Below are 1,313 nucleotides of genomic sequence, written 5' to 3'. Positions count from 1 at the left end.
ACGCTCACGGACTTTGATCGGCAGCGCGATTATAACCTCTACCGCATCTGGAACCGGTTGTGCTCAGGGTCGTATTTCCCGCCACCTGTACGGGAAAAGCGCATTCCGAAAGACAACGGCAAGGAGCGCATCCTTGGCATCCCAACGGTCTCTGATCGGGTAGCTCAAGGCGCGGTGAAAAGATATGTGGAGGCTGTGATCGATCCGATTTTCCATCCTGACTCGTATGGGTACAGACCCGGAAGATCGGCCCACGATGCTTTGCGTCAATGTTCCATTCGGTGCCGTCGTAAGAACTGGGTACTGGAAGTGGATATCAGCGCGTTCTTCGACCACGTTGGGCACGACCTGATCATCAAGGCTCTGGAACATCACCAGATGCCGAAATGGGTGATCTTGTACTGTCGACGCTGGCTGCAAGCGCCGATGCAGAGTGAGACGGGATTGCTTCAGGAACGGGGGCGAGGGACACCTCAAGGAGGTGTGATCTCGCCCTTGTTAGCCAATTTATTCCTGCATTATGCCTTTGATCGTTGGATGGACAGGACGCATCGCGGCGTGCCGTTTGAACGGTATGCCGACGATATTGTTATTCACTGCACAAGGATGAGCGAGGCTGTTCGAATCAGGGAGAGCCTGACGCGACGGATGAGTGAAGTAGGCCTGACCATCAACGAAGAAAAGTCGAAGATTGTCTACATCGATACATTCGAGCGGCACAACGTTGCGACTAGCTTCACCTTTCTCGGATACGACTTCAAGGTGCGAACCCTGAAGAACTCCAAAGGCGAACTCTTTCGTAAGTGCATGCCGGGAGCGTCGATGAAGGCGATGCGCAGGATGGTAGACACGATCAAACACTGGCGCATCCATCGATCCACGACTGATGACCTGAGGGATTTTTCTCGCAGGTACAATGCTGTGATTCGAGGATGGATCGAATACTACGGTAAATTCTGGTACAGAAACTTCAGCTATCGATTGTGGAGCGCGTTGCAATCGCGCCTGCTCAAATGGATGAAGAGCAAGTACCGAATCTCTATACGTCAAGCGGAGCATCGGCTGCGTCTTGTTCGAAGAGAGAATCCGGAGCTGTTCGCGCATTGGTATTTACTACGTGCATCGAATGTGTGATCAAGAGCCGTATGACGGGAGACTGTCACGTACGGTTCTGTGAGCAGCCGAGGGGTGAAACTCCCTTCGGCTGACTCGACTCAGCGACACGCCCAAAGGGGCGTATGCCAGTGCACAAATTTACAGCCTGGTCGAAACCGCCAAAGCTAACGGCCAGGAGCCGTATACGTGGCTGCGCC

The 1,313-nt window shown here is 53.5% G+C and carries 1 protein-coding gene and 1 pseudogene; both read left to right on the top strand.

Annotation, left to right across the window (positions count from 1 at the left end):
- A partial coding sequence (ltrA, locus tag M5C01_RS32710; protein WP_248764473.1) for a group II intron reverse transcriptase/maturase occupies positions 1 to 1,134 on the top strand: 1,134 nt, incomplete at its 5' end.
- Between the two features lie 82 nt (positions 1,135 to 1,216).
- Positions 1,217 to 1,313, top strand: a pseudogene (locus tag M5C01_RS32705) (transposase domain-containing protein); the annotation flags it as partial.

The sequence above is a fragment of the Pseudomonas sp. MWU12-2319 genome, assembly GCF_023242525.1.
Lineage (GTDB): Bacteria > Pseudomonadota > Gammaproteobacteria > Pseudomonadales > Pseudomonadaceae > Aquipseudomonas > Aquipseudomonas gingeri_D.
This window is presented reverse-complemented; position numbering and strand designations above follow the sequence as displayed.